We start from the raw sequence: 17,907 nt of genomic DNA, 5'->3' as shown, positions 1-17,907 counted from the left end.
AACCCACGCGGCGCCCGGCCCGCCAAGGCAACCTTGCCAGCTGTAGTGAAGTATGGAAAGCCGCTCGATTTCCTGTTCTATCTGTTCTCCTGCCTGTGATTAACGGCATACTCTCCTGGGCCGTTCAGCGCCGCTTAGCCAGCATCTACCACTTCCGCGACAACCCGCTGGAGGTTCAGTACACCGTGCTGAAAGAGCTGCTGCACACAGCGCGGGCCACGGACTGGGGCCGCCGCTACGGTTTCGCCGATAGTCTTACCGGCCACGAGTTTGCCCAGCGGGTGCCCGTGAGTAGCTACGAGCAGCTGGTGCCTGACTTAGAGCGGGTGATGCGTGGCGAGGCCGACGTGCTGTGGCCCGGCCAGGTGCAGTGGTTTGCCAAGAGCAGCGGCACCACCAACGCCCGCAGCAAGTACATTCCAGTCACGCGGGAAGCCCTGCACCAGTGCCACTACCGCGCCGGCCGCGACATGGTGGCGCTTTCCACGCTGCACTACCCCGAGGCGCGGCTGCTGGGCGGCAAAACCCTCTCGCTGGGCGGCACGCACACGCCCAACCCGCTACGCCCCGAGGACCCCGCGTCCCGCGCCGGCGACGTGTCGGCCGTCATTATGCAGAACCTGCCTGCCTGGGCCGAGTACATTCGCACACCCCCGCTGGAGCTGGCGCTGCTGGATGAATGGGAGGAGAAGATTGAGCGGATTGCGCGCCACGTGCAGCACCAAGACGTGCGTGCCCTGGCCGGCGTGCCCACCTGGATGATTGTGCTACTGCGCCGCGTAACCGAGCTAGCCGGCGCCGCCAATATCACGGAAGTGTGGCCCAACCTGCGCCTGTTCCTGCACGGCGCCGTGGCGTTCGGGCCGTACCGGGCGTTGTTCCGGCAGCTGATTCCGGGCCCGCAGATGCAGTATCTGGAGGTCTACAACGCTTCCGAAGGCTATTTGGCCCTGCAGGACGAGCCCGACTCGGAAGACCTGCTGCTGCTGCTCAACCACGGCATCTACTACGAGTTTCTGTCCGCCGACCAGTGGGATGCCGCCGAGCCGCAGGCCGTGCCGCTGGAGGCCGTGGAGCTGGGCAAAAGCTACGCCCTCATCATCAGCACGAATGCGGGTTTGTGGCGCTACAAAATCGGGGATACGGTGCGCTTCACGAGCCTGCGGCCCTACCGCATCCGCATCACGGGCCGCACCAAGCACTTCCTGAATGCCTTCGGCGAAGAAGTGGTGGTGGAAAACGCCGAAGCCGCAATAGCCGCCGCTTGTCAGGCCACAGCCGCCACCGTGCGCGACTTCACCGCGGCCCCCATCTACTTCGCCGGTGCCGCCGATGGCTCCCGCGGGGGGCACCAGTGGCTGGTAGAGTTCCTGAAGCCGCCCCAGGACGCTGCCCACTTTGCCGCCGTCCTCGACCAGACCCTGCGCCAGCTCAACTCCGACTACGACGCCAAGCGCCACCGCGACTTAGCGCTGGTGGCCCCCACGCTCACGATAGCCTCGCCGGGGCAGTTTGAGCGGTGGCTGGCCCGCCGGGGCAAGCTGGGCGGCCAGCACAAAATACCCCGTCTCAGCAACTCCCGCGACCTGCTGGAGGAGATTCTGCGGGAAAGCGAGTAGGCCGCCCGGTGCTGGTGTGCCAGCTTCATAGCCAATATCTTAGCCGAAGTGACGTTGCTGTCAACGTCAGGCTTATGGTATTGCTCTATGCGTTGTGTCCTAGCTATACTCACGATAACGGTAGCAATCAGCGGTTGCCGAATGCTGAAGGCCAAAGGCCCCGTCGGCTTCTGGTCAGACCACCGCTACGACCGTGACCTGCGGCCCCACGGCCCCTGGCGCACGTATTATCCTGCGTCGGTGCGGCAGGTGGCTGGGCGGGAACGGTACCGGCATGGGCGCCTCGTGGGCACCTCCCGCTTCTACGGCGCCAATGGCGTGCTGGAGCGCAAGGAAGTGTACGTTCGCGCTGCTGCTGGCCTGATGCGCATCACGTACTACCACCCCAACGGCCGCATCTGGCGCACCGGGCAGGCCCGCATCGTAGCCGAGCCCGACGGTTCCCACTTCTACTGGTTCGGCGACTGGCCGGTGTACTCGGCTGCCGGCAAAGCCGAAAAGCTGGAGCACTACGAGGCCGGCAAGCTGGTGAGCGTGCGCCCCGCAGCCGCGCCGCCGACGCTCCGTCCGAAGTAGCATCTGGCCCCGAAAAGCCCCGCAAAAAAAAACCGCCGACCGGGGCCGCTTTCCCAACAAAGCCAGCATGATAGGCCCCACTGCGCGCCACAGCATAAAGCATGGCGCTCTACTCAGAAAAAGCTATATATTAGGGGATTCGTTATAGCTCACTGCTCCCACCGTGCCCGCTTCCGATTCCTCCCACCGCCCCTACGTTTCCCGCCGGAAACGCCGCCGTTTTTCCGAAGACGTTCCCCTGCTCAGCAACCGCTCCATGCTGGGCCTGCTCGGCCTGCTGGTGCTGGGCCTGATTGTCAGTCTGGGTATCATCGCCGTGCAGATGGCCGACCCCGAAATCGAGACGACGGGCCAGCAGTACAGCGCGGCCCCGGCCACCAAAGCGGTGAGCCAGTAGCCGGCTGAACGTACTATTCAATCCTGCCTATTGGTCGAAGGCGCCCATCAGGTTACCCAGGATACCGCCGCTTTCCTTCTGGGCGTTGCCGCCGGTAGGGGCCAGCGCCTGAATCAGCTTCTTCACAGGCATCGACTGCAGCCACACGCGGCCGGTGCCGCGCAGCGTGGCCAGCATCAGGCCTTCCCCGCCAAAAATCATGGACTTGAGGCCCCCGGCGCGGGCAATGCTGAAGTCAATGCCAGGTTCGAAAGCGACCACGCAGCCAGTGTCTACCCGCAGCAGCTCGTTGTTGAGACGCTTCTCGATGACGGTGCCGCCCGCATGGATGAAGGCTTTGCCGTCGCCGGTGAGCTTCTGCAGAATGAACCCTTCGCCGCCAAACAGGCCGGCGCCCAGCTTCTGGTTGAAGTGGATGCTGATGCGCGTACCGCGCGCGGCGGCCAGAAACCCGTCTTTCTGCACAATCAGGCCCTGCGGGAGCGTGCCTAGGTCCAGCGGGATGATGGTGCCGGGGTAGGGGGCCGAGAAGGCCACCTTGCTCTTGCCGTGGCTGCCGCGGTGCGTGAAGTGCGTCATAAACAGCGACTCGCCCGTAATCAGGCGCGTGCCGGCCGAAAACAGCTTGCCCATCAGGCCCTGGTCGGGCTCCGAGCCGTCGCCCATCTTGGTTTCGAAGGCAATGGCTTCTTCCATGTACACCATGGCGCCCGCCTCAGCAATGACCGTTTCGTTGGGGTCCAGCTCCACTTCCAGCACCTGAATGTCGTTGCCCAGAATCTGGTAATCTACGTCGTGCGAGTTCATCGCCATGAGAGAATGAGTGAGGTGAAAAGGTGCCTCAAGTATAGCGAAAACGCAGGGCTTGTAGCATAGGCTTCAGCCGGTGCCGTCGGTTGCCCAGGTGGTAGCGCGCGAATAGCCATTCTCACAAAAAAAGCCCTGTCGGCAGTAGGCTACGAACCTCCTGATGACAGGGCTTTTTGTAGGGGGCTACCTGAGGTGGTAGCAGGCAGCTGATGGCACAGGCTAAAGCCTATGCTACATTTCATTCCTCGGGCAGTTCGGCGCGGGTGTCGGCGGCTTCGGCAGCGGCGTCGGGCTCGGCTTTCGCGCCTTTTTTGCGGCTCTCGCGGCTGGTGCGGCGCATGAAGTCTTCTTCCGACTCTTCCGGCTCGATGGCGGCGGCATCTTCTAACGGAAACTCTTCGTCGTCTTCGGGCTTTTCGCCAAACTGGCCGTCGCGGTTCACCAACTTCTTGTCGCGCACGTGGCGGTTGAGGAACTGGTTGATGTCTTCGATGGAATAGTTGGAGGTGATTTCGCCGAGCGGATTGACCTTGATTTCAAACCCTTCCAGCTCCTTGTGCACGCGGGCTTTCTTTTCGGGGTCGTTCTTTTTCTTTTTCGGGCTGACAGGTTTCTTGGCCATGATAAGCAGACGTAAGGCGTAGAGCGGCAAGCCGGCCGCCCCTGACACACAGCGGGGCCGCTTCCTAGCATCACACTACGAAGCGGCCCCGCTGGCGGATACCAAACGTGCCCTAAACTTTATGGCCCGGCCTTACTAGGCCGGCAGCGCCGCCACGGCGGCCTCGATACGCTCGGACGTTTCCTGCGTGCCCAGAATGCTCATAATGGCCATCAGGTCGGGGCCGGCGGCGGCACCCGTGACGGCCACCCGCAGCGCCTGCAGCACCTGGCCCAGCTTCAGGCCCTGGCCTTCCACTACCTGCGTGAGCAGGGCTTTGACGCCGTCGGGCGTGGTGTCGGGGGCAGTGGGCAGCTGGCGGGCAAACTCGGCGAGGGCGCCGGCCACCTGGGCGTTCCACTTCTTGCTGATCACCTGCTCGTCGTAGGCGGAAGGGCGCTGGAAGAACAGCTGGGCCTCCTTGGCCAGGTCGGCGGGGAAGGTGGCGCGCTCTTTCACCAGGGCCGCAATCTGCTCGGCCTTATCGGCCGAAACCTCCAGACCCTGGGCCTGCAGGTCGTGGATGAGGTACTGGGCCAGCTCGGCGTCGGGCTTGGCGCGCAGGTACTGCTCGTTGTACCAGCGCACTTTGTTCTGGTCGAAACGGGCCGGCGACTTGCTCACCCGCTCAATCGAGAAGTTCTCAATCAGCTCGTCCATCGTGAAAAGCTCCTGCGTGGTGCCGGGGTTCCAGCCCAGGAAGGCCAGGAAGTTGATGAACGCCTCGGGCAGGTAGCCCGACTCACGGTAGCCGCTGCTTACGGTTGGCTGGCCGTCGGCGTCGGTGCCGTGGAATTCCAGCGGGAACACCGGGAAACCAAGCTTGTCGCCGTCGCGCTTGCTGAGCTTGCCAGTGCCATCGGGCTTCAGCAGCAGGGGCAGGTGGGCAAACTGGGGCATGGTGGCTTCCCAGCCCAGGTAGCGGTAGAGCAGCACGTGCAGCGGCGCCGATGGCAGCCACTCTTCGCCCCGGATAACGTGCGTGATTTCCATCAGATGGTCGTCTACGATGTTGGCCAGGTGATAGGTCGGCATGCCGTCCGACTTCATCAGCACCTTATCATCCACAGCCGAGGAATGTACCACCACCCAACCCCGGATGAGGTCGTTGAAGCGGATTTCCTCCTTGCGGGGCACTTTCAGGCGAATCACGTAGGGCGCGCCGCTGTCCAGCAGCTGCTTCACCTCTTCGGCGGGCAGCGTGAGGGAGTTGCGCATCTGGGCGCGCGTGATGCTGTTGTACTGCGGGTTGGGCACCTTGGCGGCCGTCAGGCGGGCGCGCATGGCATCCAGGTCCTCGGCCGTATCAAACGCATAGTAGGCGTGGCCGCTGTCGATGAGCTGCTGGGCGTACTGGCGGTACATGGGCTTCCGCTCGCTCTGGCGGTAGGGGGCGTGGGGGCCGCCCTGCTCAATTCCTTCGTCGATTTCGATGCCGCACCAGCGCAGCGAATCCATGATGTACTGCTCGGCGCCAGGCACAAAGCGGTTTTGGTCGGTATCCTCAATGCGGAGCAGCATCTTGCCGCCCAGCTTGCGGGCCAGCAGGTAGTTATACAGCGCAGTGCGCACGCCGCCGATGTGCAGCGGCCCCGTGGGGCTGGGCGCAAAGCGCACCCGTACTTCTCTTTCCATAAGTCAGTCAGTTCGCGGCGTCTTCGGGATAGAAAAACGCGCCGCAAAGATACGAAAGGTCAGTTGGCGAGTAGGTGGAATTGTCTGTCGTGCTGAGCAGCGCGAAGGACCTTGTCCCGTTTAAGTACGGGTGGCGTCGTTCTGGCGTGATGAGGTCCTTCGCGCTGCTCAGGATGACAGACGACGGCTATTCAATTACCAAGGCATACTTGGTGAGCAGGCCCGGCAGGCTGTGGCGCGAAAAGCGGGCCTGCCGCATTTCGTTCTGCTCCGGGTCCAGCTCCACCTCGTGCGCGGTCCGAAAATCGGTGCCCACCAGAATGCTCTGGCGGAAGATGGCGCGGGTGAGCTGGCAGTCGTCGAAGACGGCCGCCGTCAGGTTAGCCTGCGAGAAATCCGCTTCCTGCAGGGAGCAGCCCACAAAACGGGTAGCGGGCAGGGCTCGGCCCAGAAACGACGCGTAATCCAGCTGGCACCTATCAAAATGCACCCCGAACAGCATGTCGCGGCAGGCGTGGAAAGGCAGCCCCAGCAGCTTGCAGCCCTCAAAGGCCACGTTTTGCAAAGCCGTCTGGCTAATATTGGCGCCGGCCAGGTTGCAGTTCTCAAACAGACAGTCGCTGAACCGGAAACCGGCCAGGTTGGCTTCGTTGAAGTCGATGTTGCGGAACCGGTATTCCTCGAACTCGCGCTGCCCGGCCAGGGCCGGCGGCAACGCCCGTTCCAGCACGTTTTCGGGCGGGAAGTAGGCGGGCCGGGCCAGCGGCTTCGGGGGCTTGGCAGAAGCAGGGCGGCGCATCAGTCGCGGTTGCGGAAACTCAGCCACAGCAGCAGCCCCACCAGCGTGATGCCGCCCCGGATCAGCAGCGAGGTGGTGGCGCCCCATTGCTCAATCCAGGTCAGAAACATGAATTTCATGCCCAGAAAAGGCAGCACCAACGACACCAAGCCCACCAGAAACAGGCCGAGTCCAAGTTCTTTCATAACCAGTTGACAGAAAACAGAGAATAGCTACCGAAACTCAGCGTACTAGCCGGCCACGGCCACGCACGAAATTTCCACCTGCACGTCCTTAGGCAGGCGGCTCACTTCCACGGTTTCGCGGGCCGGGGCGTAGTCGGGCGTGAAGTAGCTGCCGTAGATTTCGTTGATCAGGCCAAAGTTGCCGAGGTCTTTCACGAAGATGCTGCACTTCACCACGTCGCGCAGCGTGAGGCCGGCCGCCTGCAGCACAGCCTGCAGGTTGCGCATCACCTGGTGCGTTTCCTGGGCTACGTCGCCGCCACCTACCACCTGGCCGGTCACGGAGTCGAGGGCAATCTGGCCGGAAACGTACACGGTAGCACCGGCCTGAATGGCCTGGCTGTAGGGCCCGATGGGAGCGGGGGCCTGGTCGGAATACACAACGGTATGGGGCATATCGGAAGAAGAAAAGGGTGGGTTTGGAGGAGCGCTAAAGTAAGCGGAAAATATCGGCCGCCCGAGCCGCCACAGGCCGTAGAGGGCAGAAAAACCGGCCAGAAAACAAAAAAGTCCACCAGCCGGAGCCGATGGACTTTTGAAAATAGCAGGCGGAAAAAGCGCCTTATTCCACCGTTACCGATTTGGCCAGGTTACGGGGCTGATCCACGTTGCAGCCGCGCAGCACGGCAATGTGGTAGCTCAGCAGCTGCAGCGGCACTACCGATACCAGCGGCACCAGCACCTCCGACGTATGCGGCACCTCAATCACGAACTCGGCCATGGCCGGAATAACCGTGTCGCCTTCCGTCACCACTGCAATGATACGGCCTTTGCGGGCCTTCACCTCCTGGATGTTGCTCACCACTTTCTCGTACGAGCTATCCTTGGTGGCAATTACTACCACCGGCATGTTCTCGTCAATGAGGGCAATCGGGCCGTGCTTCATTTCAGCAGCCGGATATCCTTCAGCATGGATGTAGCTGATTTCCTTGAGCTTGAGCGCGCCTTCCAGGGCAACCGGGAAGTTATAGCCGCGGCCCAGGTACAGGAAGTTCGGCACGTCCTTGAACGTCTCGGCAATTTCCTTGATTTCGTCGTTGAGCAACAGTGCCTTCTCGACTTTCGCCGGGATGTTGTTCAGCTCCACCATCAGTTCGCGCAGACGGGTATCAGACAGGGCACCGCGCTTGTGGCCCACAATCATGGCCAGCAGCGTGAGCACCGTCACCTGCGCCGTGAAGGCCTTGGTCGACGCCACCCCGATTTCGGGGCCGGCGTGCGTGTAGGCACCGGCGTCGGTAGCGCGGGCAATGCTGCTGCCTACCACGTTGCAGATACCGAAGATGGTAGCGCCTTTGCTCTTGGCCAGCTCAATGGCGGCCAGCGTATCGGCCGTTTCACCGCTCTGCGAAATAGCAATAACGATGTCGCGCTCCGTGATGATGGGGTTGCGGTAGCGGAACTCCGACGCGTACTCCACTTCCACCGGAATGCGGGCCAGGTCTTCAAGCAGATACTCAGCCACCAGACCAGCATGCCACGAGGTGCCACAGGCCACGATGATGATGCGGTCGGCGTTCATGAACTTGCGCTCGTAGGCCCGGATGCCGCCCATGTTCAGGTGGCCGGCTTCCAACTCCAGACGGCCGCGCATCGAATCGAGGATGGAGCGGGGCTGCTCGAAAATCTCCTTCATCATGAAGTGCTCGTAGCCGCCTTTCTCAATGCTGTCGAGCGCCATTTCCAGCTTCTGGATGTAAGGCGTCTGCTTCACGTCTTCCTTGGAACGGATGTCGAGCTTGCCGTCTTTGATAACCGCAATTTCGTAGTCGTTCACATAAATCACCTCGTTGGTGTACTCAATGATGGGCGTGGCATCCGAAGCCAAGAAGTACTCGTCCTTGCCGACCCCGATTACCAGCGGCGAGCCTTTGCGGGCGGCAATCAGCTGGTTGGGCTCGTCGCGGCTCAGCACCACAATGGCGTAGGCCCCTACCACTTCGTGCAGCGCCAGGCGAACAGCTTCCTCCAGCGAGCAGCTCTGCTGCTTCTGGATTTCCTCAATCAGGTTCACGAACACTTCCGTGTCGGTATCCGAGTGGAACACGTGGCCCTGCTGCTGCAAATGCTCTTTCAGCGCGGCGTAGTTCTCAATGATGCCATTGTGAATGATGGCAATACGCTCCGACGTAGAGTAGTGCGGGTGAGCGTTGGAGTCGTTGGGCTCGCCGTGGGTGGCCCAGCGCGTGTGGCCCATGCCTACCTGTGCCTGCGTGTCCTTCTCCTTGATGAAGGCCTCAAGCTCCGCTACCTTCCCTTTTTTCTTATAGACATTAAGCGAACCATTCAGTAGCGCTACGCCGGCCGAGTCATAGCCCCGGTATTCGAGGCGGTGCAAGCCTTTAAGAATGATCGGGCAGGCTTCGCGGTGACCGATATAAGCAACAATTCCGCACATAAGTAGGGAAGCAAAAGTGAGTTTCGTGAAAAAATGGCAGTGAGCCGCGGCATAGCAAATGCTATGCCGCGGCTCATCAGGCCCAAAAACAAGACAATATTAGCGCAGCTGCGAGTAGTATACGCGGAGCTTGATGTTGTTGGCATCCAGTACGGCCCGGTCCAGGCTGAGGCCATAGGAATTGCGCAGCGACGGCGACAGAATAAACGCCGCCGGTGAAACGCCGCCCAGCTTATCATACACGTACGCCTGCACGTAACCAGTCATGATCATGCTGAAGTTCTGGTTGGCATCCGACAGCGTGTAAAGGCGACCGTTGGCAGCGTTTTGATAATAGCCCAAGCCGTTCGTGAAATCATCTGCAACAGATGATAGACCTGCTCCGGTTTGCTGAACCCCATCCCGCAGTACAATGCGCTCCACTCGGGTATTGAGCAGAGGGCGGTAAAGCGACTGATTATTGGCGTTAACTTCGTACAGGAAGCTACTATCCGGCAGCGAAAACAGCAGGTTAGCATAGGGCCGTACCGGAATCAAAAGCTCGGCGCGGTTGATGGCAATAGCCGGGCTGCCATTGGCCTGCGGGGCTGCTAGGCCGCGTAGTATCTCGAGGCCCGGAATTTCCAGCTTGGCCCCGAAACCGTTGCCACCCTGCATGTACACCAAGCCATTCGTTTCGGATGCCGCCACCGACTGCGTAGCGCCAGCTGGGCCGCCCAATCGGCTCAGAGGAGAGCCGGTTGGCAATTCGTTGGTCACCTGTGTGAAGTATCGGGGTGCGTCGTTGATCGTCAGACGGGTCCAGCTGCCTTTGCTGAACGGAATACTGTAGCGGCCGCTGAGCTGGCCGGTGTTTTTCTTGTTCGTATAACGGTAGTAGAATACGGCCCGCGTCGTGACAGCGGCCCGCAGACCTACCACAGCCGTATTGAAGTCAGCCGTTGGCTGAAGCACAATGCCTTTCCAGAGGCCATCCAGCGCGGCCTGGTTGAAACCGGTGGCCTTGAGGCGCTCGAAAACGCTGGTTGCCAGCGTCGACGTCTGCCCGCCGCCGTGCAGCTTCAGGCGCACCGTGCGGTCGGGCACCGTCACCAGCCTGCGGTTCGGCTTCGTGCCAACTGAGTCTTTGCGGGTGCCGTTGAGACGAGCGGAAAGCCCGCGGGCTATTTCTGGGCCCAAGGCTACCGAAGAGGACGAGTTGTAAGTGGTCCGGTCGTCCAGGGGCTGTGCCAGCTGATACACATTCACCCGCAGCGGCGTAGTAGATGAACCTGACACCTCATCAAACGGCATCTCCAGCACAAGCGAGTCTAGGATGGCGTTTGATGCCACGACCGTTTCGGCTCGTTTCACCTCAGTTGGAAGCGAGTCCAGCGCTAGCGGCCGCAGCTTCAGGTTCAGGAACGCCGTGGCGGCGGTGGAGCCCAGCACGTTTTCGCGCACCCGGCCTACCAGAAACCGGTCGGCTTTCTGAGTTTCGGTGGAGTCGCGCAGGACGGTAGAGGCCGTTACGGGGAAATCGCGGTATTGTGTATCGGCATTTGCGGTGCCGGGTAATTCCACGCCCAGATCGTTGGCGTCTTCGCAACCGGCCGCCGTAAACAGCAGCGTTGCGGAAAGCAGGGAAACCGACGCGAGCCGGCAGGCGCTAATTGGCCAATTCATTATAAAGTGCGTAGTAAGAGGTTAGTAGGTTTTCGTCGGCTCCTACCTGCCCGATCTGTTTGTTCTTCTTGTTCTGCGAGTACTCCGTGAAGATGGCGTTCAGGTTGTCGCTGAAGTCTTCGTCGGATTTCACGATGGTATCAGCGTATTCCATGCCGATTTTGATGAAGCCACCAAAGTCAGCCGTCTTCAGGCCGGCCAGCATATCGTCATCGATATCCAGCATTTTAGCTTTTTCGATGATGTCGCCGCCAAATTTGTGGTCGAATTCATTGTTGTAAATCGTGAATACCGACTTGGCATCCTTGAAAATCGGGTCCTTCTTGTAGGTCGTTTTCAGGTACATCGGAATCAGGCCCGTCATCCAGTCGTTGCAGTGCACGATGTCAGGAGCCCAGCCTAGTTTCTTCACGGTTTCCAACACCCCTTTGCAGAAGAAGATAGCCCGCTCGTCGTTGTCGGCGTGGAACTTGTCGTTCTTGTCGACGAGTACCGACTTGCGGTGGAAATAGTCTTCATTATCAATGAAGTACACCTGCAGCTTGGCGTTCGGGATGGAAGCCACCTTGATGATGAGTGGCTTCTCGTCTTCGCCCACGGCAATGTTGATGCCGGAGAGGCGTACTACTTCGTGGAGCCGGTTTTTCCGCTCGTTGATGATGCCGAAGCGGGGAACGAAAATGCGGATTTCCATCCCCATTTCCTGCATGCCCTGCGGGAGGCGCCGCAAAAATTCCGCTACTTTGGTGGTCTGCAAAAACGGATCAATCTCCGTAGCCGCGTAGAGGATTCTCAACTTGGACATATCAGTCAGAAAAGGGTAGTTGGGGAAAGGCAACACGTTGGGGAGCACAAAATTAAACAAATTTGGGCGAAAATTCAACTAAACCCCTCTGGGGCCTGTCCAACAAGGCTACTACATCGATGGAGATACTGCACACGGCTGCCGCGTTGCATGCATACACAGAAAATTGCCGCCGCGCCGGCCAGCGCCTGGGCTTGGTGCCTACCATGGGCGCGCTTCATGCCGGCCACCTGCAGCTGGTGCAGGCCGCCGCTGCTGCCTGCGACGTGGTGGTGGTCAGCATTTTTGTGAACCCCACCCAGTTCAACAACCCCGACGACTTCCGGCTATACCCGCGCCTGCCCGAGGCCGACGCCGCCCTGCTGGGCCCGGCCGGCTGCACCGTGCTGTTTCTGCCGTCGGTGGAGGAGATGTACCCGCAGCCCTCGGTGCTGCACTTCGATTTCGGGTCGCTGGAGCGGGTGATGGAGGGCGCGCACCGGCCCGGGCATTTCAACGGCGTCGCTACGGTGGTCAGCAAACTGTTTCATATGTGCCGGCCGCATCAGGTCTACTTCGGGCAGAAGGACTGGCAGCAGGTGGCCATTGTGCGGCAGCTGGTGCAGGACCTGTCGTTTGATCTGGAGCTGGTGTCGTTCCCAACCGTGCGCGAACCCGACGGACTGGCCATGTCTTCGCGCAACCGGCGGCTGTCGGCGGAGGCGCGGGAGGTGGCGCCGCGCCTCTATGAGGCCCTGGAGCATGCCGCGGCCGGTGTGCGTAGCGGCGTAGCGCCAACCCAGGTGCAGCAGCAGGCGGCCGCCTACATCAAGGCCGAGCCGGCCTTCACGCTGGAGTACTTTGAGGTGGCCGATGCCCAAACCCTGCAGCCAGTGGAAGCCTGGGAGCCAGGCCGCCCGGTGGTGCTGTGTCTGGCCGCGCATCTGGGCGGCGTGCGCCTGATCGACAACGTGGTGGTGGAGTAACCCTGCCGGCAGAGGCGCGTAGCGCAGGCAGGCAGCTCCAGGGGCCGCCGGCTGCCGGCGGGCTTCCCCATCTGCGGGTTTGTATCTTTGCCGCCCTATTCGTCATTTGCTTTTTTTCATGCACATCGAGGTCCTCAAATCGAAGATTCACCGCGTTAAGGTCACGCAGGCCGAGCTGCACTATGTAGGCAGCATCACCATCGACGAAGACCTGCTGGACGCGGCCAACATGGTGGAAAACGAGAAGGTCACCATTGTCAATATCAACAATGGCGAGCGGTTCGAGACGTATACCATCAAAGGCGAGCGGGGCTCGGGCATGATCTGCCTGAACGGCCCGGCTGCCCGCCGCGTAGCCGTGGGCGACATCGTCATCATCATTTCCTACGCCCTCATCGACTTTGCCGAAGCCCGGGCGCACCAGCCCACCATCATCTTTCCGGACCAGCACAACCGCTTGGTTTAATGGCTGAAAGGCTGCATTGTTAAATGGTTGGCTGTTGCGGGATTTTCCGAAACAGCCAACCATTTAGCTATTAACTATTTCAACGATTTCGTTAGTGAAGCAACTTCTAAACATTCTCAAATACGCCCTGCTGCTATCCGTTTCGGGGCTGCTGATGTGGTACGCGGTGCGCGGGCAGGACCTGAGCCGCATCGTGGATACGGTGCAGGGGGCTAACTACTGGTGGCTGCTGCTGACGCTGGGGCTGTCGGTGCTGGGCTACCTGAGCCGGGCCTACCGCTGGAAGATGCAGCTCGACCCCACCGTAACCGGTCCGAAACCGGCTTTCTGGGACGTGTACCACGCCATGATGGTCGGTAACCTGGCCAACATGGTGCTGCCTGGGCGGGTAGGCGAGGTGGTCCGCTGCTCGCTGCTGCAGCGTACCAGCAAGGTGCCGGTACAGGTGTCCTTGGGCACCGTGATTACCGAGCGCATCATCGACGTGCTGGTGCTGCTGGGCTTGCTGAGCACGGTGCTGCTGCTCGATTTCAAGACGTTCTGGGGCTTCGCCGATACCTACCTGCTCCAGGGCAAGGCCGATGCGCTGGCCCGCAACCGCAATGCCCTGGTGGCAGCGGCCGTAGTGGCCCTGCTGGCGCTGCTGATTTCCGGCTACCTGCTGTGGCGCAACCTGGAGCGGCTGCGCCAGAACACCGTGTTCAACAAGATGCTGGGCTTCGTGAAAGGTTTGCTGGCGGGCGTGTTCAGCATTGTGCGCATGCCCAACAAAGGCGCTTTCCTGCTGCATACGTTCTTCACGTGGCTGGTCTACTACCTGATGGATTATCTGGTGTTTTTCGCCTTTCCCGAAACCTACGACCTGGGTATGCGGGCGGCGCTGGCCGTTCTCACCTTTGGGGCCTTTGGGATGGCCGCGCCAGTGCAGGGCGGCATCGGGGTGTTCCACCTGCTGGTGCAGAGCACGCTGCTGGTGTACGGCGTCAGCAAGGAAGGCGGCATTGCCTACGCGTTGGTGGTGCACGGCGCCCAGACGTTGCTGATCGTACTGATGGGCGGCATCAGCTTCCTGCTGAGTATGATGAAATCGGGCCAGATGGCGCGCCGCGGCGCTGTGCTGCCTCTCGAAACTACTGAGCTATCTGCCGATGTGGAGCAAAGATAAAATCCTGACCCGCGCCCAGCTGCTGCCGGTAGTGTCCGCCTGGAAAGCCGAAGGCCAGCGCGTCGTGTTCACCAACGGCTGCTTCGATCTGCTGCACCTGGGCCACGTCGACTACCTGGAGAAGGCGCGCCACCTCGGCGACAAGCTGGTGCTGGGCCTCAACACCGATGCCTCCGTCAGCCGCCTCAAGCCCGGCCGGCCCCTGCAGGACGAAATGGCACGTGCCCGCATTCTGGCGTCGCTTTTGTTTGTGGATGCCGTAGTGCTCTTCGATGAGCAAACCCCGCTGGCCCTGATTGAAGCCGTGCTGCCCGACATCTTGGTGAAAGGCGACGACTACCCCATCAGTGGAATTGTAGGCCACGAAGTGGTGTTGCAGAATGGCGGGCAGGTGCTGACCGTGCCACTGGTGGCCGGCTACAGCACCTCGCGCATCGTCGAGCGAATCCTGACGGGAGCGTAGCTGCCGGTTCTGGTGGGTTGTGGGGGAGGCACAGGCCTTCCAACCGTCAGAATGGCAGCCGGCTACCGTTCTTCACCCTCTTCCACCCCTCTCACCGATGTACAGTATGAATCCGGCCTATATCATCGTTCTGCTCACCATGCTGGCCAGCTGGCTGATCCAGCGCCGCCTGCAAAGCAAGTTTGAGCAGTACTCGCGGGTAGGCCTGCAAAACGGCCTCTCCGGCCGTCAGATTGCCGAGCTGATGCTGGCCGACCACGGCATTACCGACGTGCGCGTCATCAGCACCGAAGGCCGCCTGACCGACCACTACAACCCCGCTGACAAAACCGTGAACCTGAGCGAAGCGGTGTTTGCGGAGCGCAGTGCCGCCGCCGCCGCCGTAGCGGCCCACGAGTGCGGCCACGCCGTGCAGCACGCCACCGCCTACAGCGCTTTGCAGTTCCGTTCGGCCATGGTGCCGGCGCTGAGTGCCGTGTCCAAGTTCATGCCCATTCTGCTGTTTCTGGGCGTGATTATGCTGCGCACCACGCCACTGCCGCTGGGCATTGGCGTAGCCTTCTTCGCCCTCACCACGCTGTTCAGCTTCGTGACCTTGCCCGTGGAGTTTGACGCCTCCAAGCGGGCCCTGGCTTGGATGGACAAGCGCAACATCGTGACGCCGCAGGAACACGTGATGGCCAAAGATGCCCTGAAATGGGCCGCCATGACCTACGTGGTAGCGGCGCTGGGCTCCCTGGCTACGCTGTTCTACTACGCCACCCTGCTCATGGGCCGCCGCCGCGACTAACCGTTCGGGCTGGCTTTCCGGCCGCTTGCCCGTTGCTGGCCTACTATCAAACAAAATAGCGGGTCTGCAGCTTTTCAGGCCGGATTCCGGTAAAAAATCCGGGCGGCGCGCCCAATCTGCCGAATCTGCGCTTTAATTTTGAGGACAGTTTGGCTGCGGTGCAGCCGATACGCTCTGACGTTTTCCCCATCCCACCTCCCCTTACCGCATGGATTTCCAGCTCACCGAAGAACAACTCGCCGTGCAGGCGGCCGCCCGCGACTTTGCCCAGAACGAACTCTGGGCCGGCGTGATTGAGCGCGACGAACACCAGAAGTTTCCTGCCGAGCAGATCAAGAAAATGGGCGAGCTGGGCTTCATGGGCATGATGGTAAGCCCCGAGTACGGCGGCGGCGGCATGGACACCGTGAGCTACGTGCTGGCCATGGAGGAAATCAGCAAAGTGGATGCTTCCTGCTCGGTTATCATGAGCGTGAACAACTCGTTGGTGTGCTGGGGCCTGGAGAAATACGGCACCGAGGAGCAGAAGCGCAAGTACCTGCCCGGCCTCACGTCCGGCGAAATCATCGGCGCCTTCGCCCTGAGCGAGCCCGAAGCCGGCTCCGACGCCACCAGCCAGCGCACTACCGCCGAAGACAAAGGCGACTACTACCTGCTCAACGGCACCAAAAACTGGATTACCAACGGCACCACGGCCTCGGTATACCTCGTAGTGGCCCAGACCAACCCCGAGCTGAAGCACCGCGGCATCAACGTGCTGATTGTGGAGAAGGGCATGGAAGGCTTCCAGACGGCTCCCAAGGAAAACAAGCTCGGCATCCGCGGCTCTGATACCTGCTCGCTGCTGTTCACCGACGTGAAAGTGCCTAAGGCCAATCGCATCGGCGAAGACGGCTTCGGCTTCAAGTTCGCCATGCAGGTGCTGGCCGGCGGCCGCATCGGTATTGCCGCGCAGGCGCTGGGCATTGCGTCCGGCTCGTATGAGCTGGCGTTGAAATACTCTAAGGAGCGTAAGGCCTTCGGGGTGCCGATTTCGCAGCACCAGGCCATCCAGTTCAAGCTGGCTGATATGGCTACTAACATCGACGCGGCCCGTCTGCTGTGCCTGCAGGCTGCTCACGACAAGGATTCCGGCCAGGATTTCGCTAAGTCCGGTGCTATGGCCAAGCTGTTTGCCTCGAAAGTAGCTATGGAAACCTCTGTAGAAGCTGTGCAGGTGCACGGCGGCTACGGTTTCGTGAAGGAATACCACGTAGAGCGCATGATGCGCGACGCCAAAATCACCCAGATTTACGAAGGCACTTCGGAGATTCAGAAAATTGTAATCTCTCGGGAAATTCTGAAGTAGCAGGCGAATTGCCTAAAAGTCAGAAGTATTGCATTAAACCCAGTCGAATTTCGGCTGGGTTTTTCGTTTTTGTGAATTTTTATATCTTAATTTGCATTACATAAGTCCGGCCACCCCCAATACCGGGTTTACCTCAGTACCCAAACTGCCCTACGAAGATGGAAGATTACAATAAAGTGATAGAGTCGCTTGGCGTACGCTACATAAAAGCGAAGAATTTGGTGCTGCAGCAGCCGTTCACGGTGCGCAACTCCTACGATGTCGGCAACAACCTGATTCTGCTGCACAAAGGCCGTATTACGTTCGGTGAGGAAGAGCAGGTGGTGGAAGAAGGCGAAATGCTCTTCATCCCCGGTGGCCGCGCTACCAAGGTGAACTATGGTGACTCGGCCGGCAAGGTCATCACCAACGACGACCTGATCAGCAACAAAGACAAGTTCTTCCACTCCAACTCCGACCTCGACCTGATCGGGGACGCCGAGGAAAGCCACTCGTTTGTGAGCTTCGAGGCCAAGGTGTTCGACTCGGTGAACTTCTTTGCCTCGCTGGACGTGCCCGCGTTCCTGATTTCCAACAACTCCAAGCTGGGCAACCTCATCATCAAGGTGGTGGAGGAGAGCCTGCAGGAACTGCCCGGCCGCGAGCGGCTGATTACGATTTACACCGAGAACATTGTGGTGGAAATCGTGCGCTACATCCTCAAGAACAAGATGTTTGTAGAGCAGCTGGCCACCAACAGCACCTATTTCAAGGACCCGCGCCTGATCGACCTGTTCAACTACATCAAGGAGAACATCGGCGGCGACCTGAGCAACAAGGTGCTCAGCAACGTGGCCAACGTGAGCGAGGACTATGTGGGGCAGTATTTCAAGATGCTCACCGGCATCAACCCCCAGGACTACATCGAGTACCAGCGCATGGAGCGCGCCGTGTTTCTGCTGCGTACCACCAAGAAGAGCATCCGCGACATCGGCAAAGAGGTCGGCTATAAGGATACGGCGTACTTCTGCCGTCGCTTTAAAATGATGTTCGGGATTCCGGCCGGCAAAATGCGCCGCCGCGAATCGGCCATGAATATCTAGGCCTCAGCAGCGCCGTTGTCGGTGGCTCTTGAAGCAAAA

General features: G+C 60.4%; 19 protein-coding genes. 10 read left to right on the top strand and 9 right to left on the bottom strand.

Features of this window, described 5'->3' with window-relative positions; genetic code table 11:
* The first annotated feature begins 95 nt into the window (after positions 1-95).
* The 3 genes from N008_RS07915 to N008_RS07905 all read left to right on the top strand — a co-directional run bounded on the left by N008_RS07915 (position 96) and on the right by N008_RS07905 (position 2,592).
* Positions 96-1,619: a GH3 auxin-responsive promoter family protein gene (locus tag N008_RS07915; RefSeq protein WP_316963308.1), complete on the top strand. Its 1,524-nt coding sequence runs from the start codon at positions 96-98 to the stop codon at positions 1,617-1,619.
* 141 nt (positions 1,620-1,760) lie between these two features.
* On the top strand, positions 1,761-2,195 hold the full coding sequence (locus tag N008_RS07910; RefSeq protein WP_044015095.1) for a toxin-antitoxin system YwqK family antitoxin: 435 nt from the start codon (positions 1,761-1,763) through the stop codon (positions 2,193-2,195).
* Between the two features lie 163 nt (positions 2,196-2,358).
* Positions 2,359-2,592 carry a hypothetical protein gene (locus tag N008_RS07905; protein ID WP_044015093.1) on the top strand — a complete coding sequence of 78 codons (234 nt, stop codon included), beginning with the start codon at positions 2,359-2,361 and terminating at the stop codon, positions 2,590-2,592.
* A gap of 27 nt (positions 2,593-2,619) precedes the next feature.
* On the opposite strand, the gene N008_RS07900 is transcribed toward N008_RS07905, so the two are convergent.
* The 9 genes from N008_RS07900 to N008_RS07860 all read right to left on the bottom strand — a co-directional run bounded on the left by N008_RS07900 (position 2,620) and on the right by N008_RS07860 (position 11,589).
* On the bottom strand, positions 2,620-3,399 hold the full coding sequence (locus N008_RS07900) for a TIGR00266 family protein (RefSeq protein WP_044015091.1): 780 nt from the start codon (positions 3,397-3,399) through the stop codon (positions 2,620-2,622).
* Between the two features lie 241 nt (positions 3,400-3,640).
* Positions 3,641-4,024, bottom strand: a complete 384-nt coding sequence (locus tag N008_RS23520; protein WP_071884502.1) for a hypothetical protein — start codon at positions 4,022-4,024, stop codon at positions 3,641-3,643.
* Positions 4,025-4,159: 135 nt separating this feature from the next.
* Positions 4,160-5,698: a glutamate--tRNA ligase gene (gltX, locus tag N008_RS07890; RefSeq protein ID WP_044015089.1), complete on the bottom strand. Its 1,539-nt coding sequence runs from the start codon at positions 5,696-5,698 to the stop codon at positions 4,160-4,162.
* Between the two features lie 187 nt (positions 5,699-5,885).
* Positions 5,886-6,497: a pentapeptide repeat-containing protein gene (locus tag N008_RS07885; RefSeq protein ID WP_052381315.1), complete on the bottom strand. Its 612-nt coding sequence runs from the start codon at positions 6,495-6,497 to the stop codon at positions 5,886-5,888.
* Positions 6,497-6,682 (bottom strand): hypothetical protein, encoded by a 186-nt coding sequence (locus N008_RS07880; protein WP_044015088.1) that lies wholly within the window; start codon positions 6,680-6,682, stop codon positions 6,497-6,499. Before N008_RS07880 ends, N008_RS07885 begins: the two co-directional genes overlap by 1 nt.
* Before the next feature lie 45 nt (positions 6,683-6,727).
* Entirely contained in the window at positions 6,728-7,117 is a 390-nt protein-coding gene (locus tag N008_RS07875) for a RidA family protein (RefSeq protein WP_044015086.1), read from the bottom strand.
* 166 nt (positions 7,118-7,283) lie between these two features.
* Positions 7,284-9,119: a glutamine--fructose-6-phosphate transaminase (isomerizing) gene (gene glmS, locus N008_RS07870; protein ID WP_044015084.1), complete on the bottom strand. Its 1,836-nt coding sequence runs from the start codon at positions 9,117-9,119 to the stop codon at positions 7,284-7,286.
* Positions 9,120-9,218: 99 nt separating this feature from the next.
* Positions 9,219-10,784, bottom strand: a complete 1,566-nt coding sequence (locus N008_RS07865) for a DUF4270 family protein (protein WP_044015082.1) — start codon at positions 10,782-10,784, stop codon at positions 9,219-9,221.
* Positions 10,768-11,589 (bottom strand): glycogen/starch synthase, encoded by an 822-nt coding sequence (locus N008_RS07860; protein ID WP_044018448.1) that lies wholly within the window; start codon positions 11,587-11,589, stop codon positions 10,768-10,770. Before N008_RS07860 ends, N008_RS07865 begins: the two co-directional genes overlap by 17 nt.
* 119 nt (positions 11,590-11,708) lie before the next feature.
* On the opposite strand from N008_RS07860, the gene panC reads away from it, so the two are divergent.
* The 7 genes from panC to N008_RS07825 all read left to right on the top strand — a co-directional run bounded on the left by panC (position 11,709) and on the right by N008_RS07825 (position 17,868).
* Positions 11,709-12,554, top strand: a complete 846-nt coding sequence (gene panC, locus N008_RS07855; RefSeq protein WP_044015079.1) for a pantoate--beta-alanine ligase — start codon at positions 11,709-11,711, stop codon at positions 12,552-12,554.
* Positions 12,555-12,672: 118 nt separating this feature from the next.
* Positions 12,673-13,020, top strand: coding sequence for an aspartate 1-decarboxylase (gene panD, locus N008_RS07850; RefSeq protein WP_044015077.1), 348 nt, complete (start codon positions 12,673-12,675; stop codon positions 13,018-13,020).
* A 94-nt stretch (positions 13,021-13,114) separates the two neighbouring features.
* Entirely contained in the window at positions 13,115-14,185 is a 1,071-nt protein-coding gene (locus N008_RS07845; protein ID WP_052381314.1) for a lysylphosphatidylglycerol synthase transmembrane domain-containing protein, read from the top strand.
* Positions 14,169-14,648, top strand: coding sequence for a D-glycero-beta-D-manno-heptose 1-phosphate adenylyltransferase (rfaE2, locus tag N008_RS07840; protein ID WP_044015074.1), 480 nt, complete (start codon positions 14,169-14,171; stop codon positions 14,646-14,648). Before N008_RS07845 ends, rfaE2 begins: the two co-directional genes overlap by 17 nt.
* A gap of 106 nt (positions 14,649-14,754) precedes the next feature.
* A complete protein-coding gene (locus N008_RS07835) occupies positions 14,755-15,438 on the top strand; it encodes a zinc metallopeptidase (protein ID WP_044015072.1) in 684 nt (227 codons plus the stop codon).
* A 208-nt stretch (positions 15,439-15,646) separates the two neighbouring features.
* Positions 15,647-16,786 carry an acyl-CoA dehydrogenase gene (locus N008_RS07830; RefSeq protein ID WP_044015069.1) on the top strand — a complete coding sequence of 380 codons (1,140 nt, stop codon included), beginning with the start codon at positions 15,647-15,649 and terminating at the stop codon, positions 16,784-16,786.
* A gap of 158 nt (positions 16,787-16,944) precedes the next feature.
* The gene (locus N008_RS07825; protein ID WP_044015067.1) at positions 16,945-17,868 is read left to right on the top strand and encodes a helix-turn-helix domain-containing protein; all 924 of its coding nucleotides are present in this window, start codon (positions 16,945-16,947) and stop codon (positions 17,866-17,868) included.
* Positions 17,869-17,907: the final 39 nt, after the last annotated feature.

Origin of the sequence: Hymenobacter sp. APR13 (assembly GCF_000737515.1) — a bacterium.
GTDB lineage: Bacteria > Bacteroidota > Bacteroidia > Cytophagales > Hymenobacteraceae > Hymenobacter.
The sequence above is the reverse complement of the archived record's forward strand: the minus strand, read 5'-3'. Positions and strand labels throughout refer to the sequence as shown.